General features: G+C 60.1%; 6 protein-coding genes. 2 read left to right on the top strand and 4 right to left on the bottom strand.

All coding sequences use genetic code 11. The annotated features are described in order from the left end of the window. Positions 1–375: 375 nt before the first annotated feature. The 3 genes from MOV76_RS37420 to MOV76_RS37410 all read right to left on the bottom strand — a co-directional run bounded on the left by MOV76_RS37420 (position 376) and on the right by MOV76_RS37410 (position 3602). Complete coding sequence (locus tag MOV76_RS37420) at positions 376–597, bottom strand: hypothetical protein (RefSeq protein ID WP_018448009.1); 222 nt, start codon at positions 595–597, stop codon at positions 376–378. Positions 598–1142: 545 nt separating this feature from the next. Further along, positions 1143–1811 carry an SH3 domain-containing protein gene (locus MOV76_RS37415; protein WP_018448008.1) on the bottom strand — a complete coding sequence of 223 codons (669 nt, stop codon included), beginning with the start codon at positions 1809–1811 and terminating at the stop codon, positions 1143–1145. Positions 1812–2213: 402 nt separating this feature from the next. Next, complete coding sequence (locus MOV76_RS37410; protein WP_130769298.1) at positions 2214–3602, bottom strand: M20/M25/M40 family metallo-hydrolase; 1389 nt, start codon at positions 3600–3602, stop codon at positions 2214–2216. A gap of 214 nt (positions 3603–3816) precedes the next feature. On the opposite strand from MOV76_RS37410, the gene MOV76_RS37405 reads away from it, so the two are divergent. Further along, entirely contained in the window at positions 3817–6201 is a 2385-nt protein-coding gene (locus MOV76_RS37405; RefSeq protein WP_247266449.1) for an EAL domain-containing protein, read from the top strand. A gap of 113 nt (positions 6202–6314) precedes the next feature. Here MOV76_RS37405 and MOV76_RS37400 read toward each other — a convergent pair whose 3' ends face one another. After that, the gene (locus MOV76_RS37400) at positions 6315–6731 is read right to left on the bottom strand and encodes a MarR family winged helix-turn-helix transcriptional regulator (protein ID WP_003544385.1); all 417 of its coding nucleotides are present in this window, start codon (positions 6729–6731) and stop codon (positions 6315–6317) included. 545 nt (positions 6732–7276) lie between these two features. On the opposite strand from MOV76_RS37400, the gene MOV76_RS37395 reads away from it, so the two are divergent. Next, positions 7277–8242 (top strand): 5'-3' exonuclease H3TH domain-containing protein (locus MOV76_RS37395; protein ID WP_309506850.1); only part of this gene is annotated, 966 nt, incomplete at its 3' end.

Raw genomic sequence — 8242 nt, 5'->3', positions numbered from 1 at the left:
CGGGGGGCTGCACGTTGCGGCGGGGGTTTCGAGCCGCCGCGGCGCTGGGATCGGCCTCCGGCAATGCGATCGTCGGCATCGAGCGAGAATTCGTCATCGTCGCGTGCCGGGCGGCCGCTGAAGGACGGTTCTATTCTGTCGCCTGATCTGCCTCTGCCTGCCATCGCGGACCGGTCACACCCCATGTTCGATCGCGAAGCCAGCTTCGCATAACGGTGCTCTTCTCCAGCGCCGCGCGTCTTTTCAGACGCGCAAAGGACGCTGGAGCACTTTGAGTGCCGCCGTGATCATCCGACTGAACTGTAAATGCGGCGATTTAACGGGGTGTTAATAATGGAAAGTAAAGCAGATCGCGCCGGGAGACAGCATTGGCCTTCAGAACTGCCGGGCCTCGTAATCGTCGAGCGTTTCCGGGTCCTGCTTATATTCCCACTCGCCCAGATGAAAGCGGCGCCAGATCTGGCCGGAAGGGTTGAGGTTCGCCCCATCGGTAAGGCGTACAGGCAGGATAGGGTTGTGTTTATGCCAAACGGTAACATCTGCGGCGGCTGCCCGAGGGGCAAAAAGCCCGAAGAAAGCCAGGTAGTCTTGCGTCATCAGGGTCCAGCCTCGAACGGATTAAAATCAATCCGCAACTTCACAAAACTGCAATAAAGAATCCCGCAAAACAAGAGCCTCGCGATGGCTTCACATCAAATTGTCGGTGAGCGCATTCGAGGATCGATGCTTCCCCCGCGGTTCCTGTCTTGCGCTCGCCGGCGAAGCGGCGCGCGTCGCGAAAACAAAGGCCCCGAAGTGCGTGGCGTGAGTTACGTGCGATACGACGTGGATTACCGCGCCGCGCGTCTTTTCGAGAAGCGCAAAGGACGCTGTAACACTTTGAATTACTGCATAATTTCGTCCTTAAATTCGATTCCGATTTAAGGAATTATGCAGGAGGCGGAACCAATAGGCTCCGCGATTGTTTAAGTACAAGCGGGACAACCCCTCACGTCCCGCGCATGATCGGCCGTCTCCCCTCAACACGCGCCGATCGACATCAGGCCCGGTGCATCCCTCATGGGAGCGCCGGGCTTTTTCTTGGGTGTTTTCCCTTGGCTTCAAGCCTCGGAAGAGGACGGCGCTGCCGTCCCCTTTCTGTTTCATTCGTCGCAGGAGGGATCGCCGGGGCGGCAATCAAAGTCCCTGCGGTCCGGCCTGCGATCATCGCCTCTCCGGTCGTCCCTCTGCCGTTCACCTCTTTGCCGATCGCCCCTCTGCCGATCGTCCCTTTGATTGTCGTCGCGCCAGTCACGATCGCGGTCGCGCCCATCTCGGTCGCCATCCCGCTCGCGCCAGTTACGGTCGCGATCCCGGTTATCCCGATCGCGATCGCGATCCCGATTGTCGCGGTCGCGATAGTAATAGTCCGGGCCGCGGCTCCAGCGGTCACGGTCGCGATAGAAATCGCGGTTGCGGTAGTAGCGGTCCCAATAATTGTCGACGCTGAAGCGAATCATCGGAATGCCGAGCGGACGGTAATATTGCGGGCCGACATAGACGCGGCGCTGCTGGTAGGAGGCCTGCACGTACTGGCCGGAAACCCAGCCGCGGCCGCCGTAGAATTCCACGTCGCACCAGTTGACGTCGGAAAGGCATCCGCGGATTTCGACGGAAGAACCAGCCGGGATGACCGCGACGGCAGGATAACGGGTGCTCGGACCCGCACGCATGTTGACGTTCGCCGTCGAGTAGCCCTCGGCAGCCTGCGCTACGGCAGGCGCCAGCATAAGCAGGCCGACCGCTGCGATTTTAACAAAGAGATTTTTCACGCTTCTCAGTCCTTGTTGGCACGTTTTTCAGGCAGCGCTGGGCCGCGTTTCCTTGGCATATGCCACTGAAACAAAAGATAGACGGATCGCCCGCAGGTGTTTTTAGGGCGTTATCATTCGTCTTATCTTTCAATGGCTTATACGTCGCTCGCGATGAACGTAGCTTGAACGGCGAAATGTCTGTCAGCGCCCTTGAGCCGCGAGTGGTGCTTCCGGCAAGGGCGGGCACTGTTAACGGTCCGTTAACCTTTCGGCGGCAGTCTCATTGCAATACCCGCTTGCTCCTTGACCACGGATGAACTGGCACTGAGATGAGCGGATGACGAAAGGCCGGGTCGAACCGGCCTTTTTGTTTGTCGCGACTTTGCGTGGCGCGTCTTGATGGAAGGTGCGCCTTTTCCTTCAGGCAGCGAGCGACTGAAGAATCCGCACCCAGGAGCGGATGCCCTTGTGGTAGGAGATAAGCTCGTATTTCTCGTTCGGCGAGTGGATGCGATCATCGCTGAGGCCAAAGCCGACGAGCAGCGATTCCATGCCGAGCATCTTCTGGAAATCCCCGACGATCGGGATCGACCCGCCCATGCCGATGACGATGGCGGGTTTCGGCCACTCGTCGGAAAGCGCGTTCTTCGCCTTGGTCAGAACCGGGGAATCATAGGAGAGATGGATTGCCGGCGAGCCGCCATGCGGATGGAACTCCACCGAGCAATCGGCGGGAATCTTCGAGCTGATATAGCTGCGGAAAGCCTCGCGGATGGCGGCCGGATCCTGCGTGCCGACAAGCCGGAACGAAACCTTGGCCGAAGCCTTGGCAGCGATCACCGTCTTGAAGCCTTCGCCGGTATACCCGCCCCAGATGCCATTGATTTCGGCGGTCGGCCGGGCCCAGGTGAGTTCCAGCACCGAACGGCCCTTCTCGCCGGATGGAATGGAAAGGCCGACTTCGCCGAGGAAGCTCTCCGCGGTCTTGCCGAGCGTTTCCCATGATGCCTTGATGTTGTCAGGCGTTTCCTCGACGCCGTCATAGAATCCGTCAAGCGTGATGCGGCCGGTCTCGTCATGCAGGCCGGCAAGAGCCTCGACGAGAATATGGATCGGATTGGCAGCCGCGCCGCCGAAGAGACCGGAATGCAGGTCGCGGTCGGCGGCCGTCACGATCACTTCCTCGCCGACGAGGCCGCGCAGCGCTGCGGCGATCGCCGGCGTGTCGCGGTCCCACATGCCGGTATCGCAGACGAGCGCATAATCGGCCTTGAGCTCTGCGGCATTGGCTTCGAGGAAGGGCTTCAGGGACGGCGAACCGGATTCCTCCTCGCCCTCGAAGAGAATGGTAATGCGGCAGGGAAGCGCGCCGTTGATCTCCTTATAGGCGCGACAAGCCTCGACGAAGGTCATCAACTGGCCCTTGTCGTCGGAGGTGCCGCGGCCGGTCAGGATCTTGCGGCCCTCGCCGACATCCTTGATCGATGGCTCGAACGGGTCGTTTTCCCAGAGTTCGATTGGGTCGACCGGCTGAACGTCGTAATGGCCGTAGAAGAGAACATGCGGCGCATCGGCAGACGCGCCGGCATGATGGGCGACGACCATCGGATGGCCTGGTGTATCGCGCACCGAGGCCGTAAAGCCGAGCGTCCCGAGATAAGCGACGAGCCATTCCGCAGCCTTTCGGCATTCGGCTTTGTAGGCGGGATCGGTGGATATCGACTGGATGCGCAGAAGCTCGAACAGCTTGTCGAGGCTCGATGGAAGATTCTGATCCGCGCGCGCAAGCACTTGACGTACATCGGTCATTTTCGACTCCTTTTTGAAATTCGGCCGGACGATAGACCAAACCAGATAGGCAGGCGAGGCGGAAAAACAAAAAATCGGCGGCGCGAAAGACCGGTGGCGCATAGACTAATATCAAGAAGATTTGCTGGATAATATAGAAGAGAATCCTAATTCAATTTACCGTTATTTAGCATAACCTAAATAGCCTGACCGAATTCAGCTGTGCGAGGTTCGGATGTTTTCGGTCATTACATGTATTCGGGACAACCACGATTGGCGGCTGGTGCTTGCGGCTGCCGCCGTCTGCCTGGTCGGCGCTACGGCGGCTATGCTGCTGCTTTCCCGCGCCCAGGAATGCGATGCCGGGCGGCGCAAGCTCTGGATCGGCGCCTCGGCTTTCGCTTTCGGTACCGGCGTATGGGCAACGCACTTCATCGCGATGCTGGCCTATGACGGCGGCATGCCGATCGGCTACCAACTGGGCCTGACGACGCTTTCTTTCCTCCTGTCGGTTGTCGGTTCGTGGGCGGCGATCCTCGTCGCTTCGGAAAGCCGCGGCAGGTTTTCTCGCATCCGCGGCGGCGTCCTGATGGCGCTCGGCATCGCCTCCATGCACCTGACCGGCATGCAGGCAATCGAAACGCAGGCGGTCATCCTTTATGATCCCTTGATGACGCTGAGTGCGGTTCTCGCAGGAGCGCTGTTGTCGAGTGCCGCCTTCCACGCCTTTTTCGAATTGAAGGGACTGAGGCGGCTCCTCGCCTCGTCAATCACTTTCGTCCTCGCGATCTGCGCTCTCCATTTCATCTCTATGGCTAGCATCACGCTGGTGCCGGATCCCGGCAAGCAAGTCCCGGCAACGGTGCTCGACGCTAGCCTGCTTGCTGTGATCGTCGTGGTGGCGGCGACGACGCTCATTCTGATTGCCCTCGCGGTGGTCTTTATCGAAAGCCACCTGACGGATCTGAGGGGGCTCGCGAATGCCTCGCAGGAAGGGCTGCTGATCCTGCGGGAAGGCCGGATCATCGATGCCAATGAACGCTTCCAGGGGCTTTCCGGCTGGAAGCTTGCCGATCTTGCCGGCAAGGCGCCCTCGGCTGTTTTGTCTGCTATTCAGGGAACTGGGCAGAACAGACCCAGCGAGACGCTGCTCAACACCAGGAACGGCAGGGAGATCGCCGTCGAAGTGACCGCGAGCAGGATCGTCTATCGTGGGCACAATTGCGAGGTGCTGGCGGTGCGTGATCTCACCGAGCGCAGGCAGGCCGAGGAGATGATCGAGCATCTCGCCCACCACGACGTGCTCACCGATCTGCCGAACAGGTCGCTGTTCGATACCCGCATCCGGCAGGCGCTGCAGATGGCCGAACGAAAGGACAGCGAGGTTGCCCTCTTCTATCTCGACCTCGATCGCTTCAAGGCCGTCAACGATATCTTCGGCCATGCCGAAGGCGACCGCATTCTCCGCAAGGTCGCCTCGATCCTGCGCCGCGTGGCCGATGAGAGCGATACGGTCGCCCGCCTCGGCGGTGATGAATTCGCCATCATTCAGCCCGCCGGGCAACAGCCGGCGGCGGCGCAGAAGCTTGCGGCTGATATCCTCGACGAATTCGCCGCCGAGATGGACACGGCGCGTGACCCCACAGCCGTCGGCGTCAGCCTCGGCATCGCACTCTATCCCGCGGATGGCGCTGCTGCTGAAGAGCTCTGCAACAATGCCGATACTGCACTCTACCGCGTCAAGCATGACGGTCGCGGCAAGGTCTGTTTCTTCGACGCGGAAATGGACAAGGCGGCACGGAACCGCCGCCAGATCGAAAGCGAACTGCGCCATGCGATCTCCCGCAACCAGATCCATGTCAGCTATCAGCCGATCCTCGATGCGCTGAGCGGCGAGATCGGCGGCTACGAGGCCCTGATGCGCTGGAACCGGCCAGGTTACGGCCTGACCGAGCCCGATATCTTCATCCCGATCGCCGAGGAAAGCGGCTCGATCGTCCAACTCGGCGAATGGGTGTTGCTGCAGGCCTGCAGGGAGGCCGTGCGCTGGCCGCTGCCGCTGATGATCGCCGTCAATCTCTCACCGGTGCAATTCATGCTGCCGAACCTCTGTGAGCGGATCGAGTCGATCCTCGCCGAAACCGGGCTTGCGCCCAGCCGGCTGGAGCTCGAGATCACCGAGGCGGCCCTCATTCGCGATCGCGACCGGGTGATGACGACGCTGCTGCGGCTGCACAAGCTCGGCGTGCACATCGTCATGGATGATTTCGGCACCGGTTTTTCCTCGCTGTCCAACCTGCGTTCATTCCCTTTCGACAAGATCAAGGTCGACCGCAGTTTCACCGGCGTGCTGGAACATGATGCGTCGGCACGCTCGATCGTGCGCGCCATCATCGGCCTTGGTCATAGCCTCGGCATGCCTGTCGTGACGGAGGGCGTGGAAACGGAGATGCAGCGCCGGATCGTCGTCGAGGAAGGCTGCGCGCAAGTGCAGGGCCTTTTACTCGGCAAGCCGGATATCGAGCCGAGCGTCAAGCTTGCCGCCGACGAAAACGTCCTGACCATGCAGATCGAAACCGGCGTGTCCCTATTGCGACGCGCACAGCGTGCCGGCGAGTGATCTTACAGCGCCGCGCGTCTTTTCAGACGCGCAAAAAACGCTGTAACACTTTGAATTGCTGCATAATTTTATCCTTAAATCGATTATGATTTAAGGATAAAATTATGCAGCGGTCAGAGCGCCTTGGCGTTTTCCAGCAGCCGGCGGATATATTCGAGCGTCAGCTCGCGCTCGAAAACCCGAAAACCTTTAAACAGCGCAAGGTCGGCCTCACGCGCGGTCTCGATCGCCTCGGCCTCCATGGCGCGCGCCCTCGGCGTCAGGAAGAGCAGTTGCGCCCGCTTGTCGGACGGATGCGGCCGGCGCTCGATCAGCCCGTCGCGCACCATGCGCGAAAGCGTATTGGCCATGGTCGCCTGCTCGATATCGACCCGCTCGAGAAGCTGTTTCTGGGTCAGCCCGTCCTCGGCCCAGAGTTCCAGCAGGATGGGGAACTGGCCCGGAGAAAAACCAAGCCCGACCGCGCGCTGGTGCAGCGAGCGGGCAAAACCCTTCGCCAGCTGGCTGGCAAGGTAGGCTCCCGAATCCATGCGGTTAAATCCCATGATTGCAAGTTAGGCTCAAAACCATGCCGGAGACAATGCAGCAAATCGCATACGATGCTCCTTAACATGCAAGCCGTGATGATAATTTCGAGTGCCTGGAAAAAACAAAAGTCGCCATGGCATGGAGGTTGGCCATGGCGACTTTAAAGTGGGGACAAAGGCCCGGAGAGGGGGATAAGGCCTTTGTCCAAGCCTGACGCGGCGGGGGACAAGCCGGTAATCAGACCCGCGACGCAATCAAGCGCCGGTGACATGGATTTGTGGCTCAGAATGTGGTTTTTCAAGGGAGGGCGATCGTTACAAATCGGTAACAGTTTGGTGAGCTGGAATCGCTGCCGCACAATTCCTGAGATCGGAATCGATGGAAGGATAAAATTATGCAGCAACGCCAAGTGCTCAGCGTCCTTTGCGCGTCCGAAAAGACACGCGGCGCTGTGTGACGCTCCGAACGCCATAATCCTTTTCGCGCGCCGAACTTTATGCCGAACTCTATATGGACCTCGTCCGATGCCCGCGCTATCCATGCACGCATGAAAAAAGGCGATCACCTCTTCCTAGTCGATGGTTCCGGATTCATCTTCCGGGCGTTTCATGCATTGCCGCCGCTGACCCGCAAGACCGACGGCCTGCCGATCGGCGCCGTGTCCGGTTTCTGCAACATGCTGTGGAAGCTGCTGAGGGATGCGCGCAATACCGATGTCGGTGTGACGCCGACACATCTTGCCGTCATCTTCGATTATTCCGCCAAGACGTTTCGCAAGGATCTCTACGACGCCTACAAGGCGAACCGCTCCGCCCCGCCGGAAGAGCTCATCCCGCAATTCGGCCTTATAAGAGAGGCGACCCGCGCCTTCAATCTGCCCTGCATCGAGACCGAAGGCTTCGAAGCCGACGACATTATCGCCACCTATGCCCGCCAGGCCGAGGCAACCGGTGCCGATGTCACCATCGTCTCCTCCGACAAGGATCTGATGCAGCTCGTCAGCCCCAATGTCCATATGTATGACAGCATGAAGGACAAGCAGATCGGCATTCCCGATGTCATCGAGAAATGGGGTGTGCCGCCGGAAAAGATGATCGACCTGCAGGCCATGACCGGTGATTCCGTCGACAACGTTCCGGGCATTCCGGGCATCGGCCCGAAAACCGCTGCCCAGTTGCTCGAAGAATACGGCGATCTCGACACGCTGCTCGAACGTGCCACCGAGATTAAGCAGGTCAAACGCCGCGAGACGATCCTCGCCAATATCGACATGGCCAGGCTCTCGCGCGACCTGGTGCGCTTGCGCACCGATGTGCCGCTCGATCTCGATCTCGACGCGCTGGTGTTGGAACCGCAGAACGGCCCGAAGCTGATCGGCTTCCTGAAGACGATGGAATTCACCACGCTGACGCGCCGCGTCGCCGAGGCCTGCGATTGCGATGCGAGCGCCATCGAACCGGCGACCGTCCGCATCGAATGGGGCGAGACGGCCCGCGGCCCGGATCTCGACGCG

Source organism: Rhizobium sp. PRIMUS64 (assembly GCF_023006465.1).
Classification (GTDB): domain Bacteria; phylum Pseudomonadota; class Alphaproteobacteria; order Rhizobiales; family Rhizobiaceae; genus Rhizobium; species Rhizobium leguminosarum.
The sequence above is the reverse complement of the archived record's forward strand: the minus strand, read 5'-3'. Positions and strand labels throughout refer to the sequence as shown.

Excerpts from the sequence above, each read along its gene's own strand:
- MOV76_RS37410 (WP_130769298.1), bottom strand. The coding sequence starts at position 3,602 with ATGACCGATGTACGTCAAGTGCTTGCGCGCGCGGATCAGAATCTTCCA.
- MOV76_RS37400 (WP_003544385.1), bottom strand. The coding sequence starts at position 6,731 with ATGGATTCGGGAGCCTACCTTGCCAGCCAGCTGGCGAAGGGTTTTGCC.
- MOV76_RS37420 (WP_018448009.1), bottom strand. The coding sequence starts at position 597 with ATGACGCAAGACTACCTGGCTTTCTTCGGGCTTTTTGCCCCTCGGGCA.
- MOV76_RS37405 (WP_247266449.1), top strand. The coding sequence starts at position 3,817 with ATGTTTTCGGTCATTACATGTATTCGGGACAACCACGATTGGCGGCTG.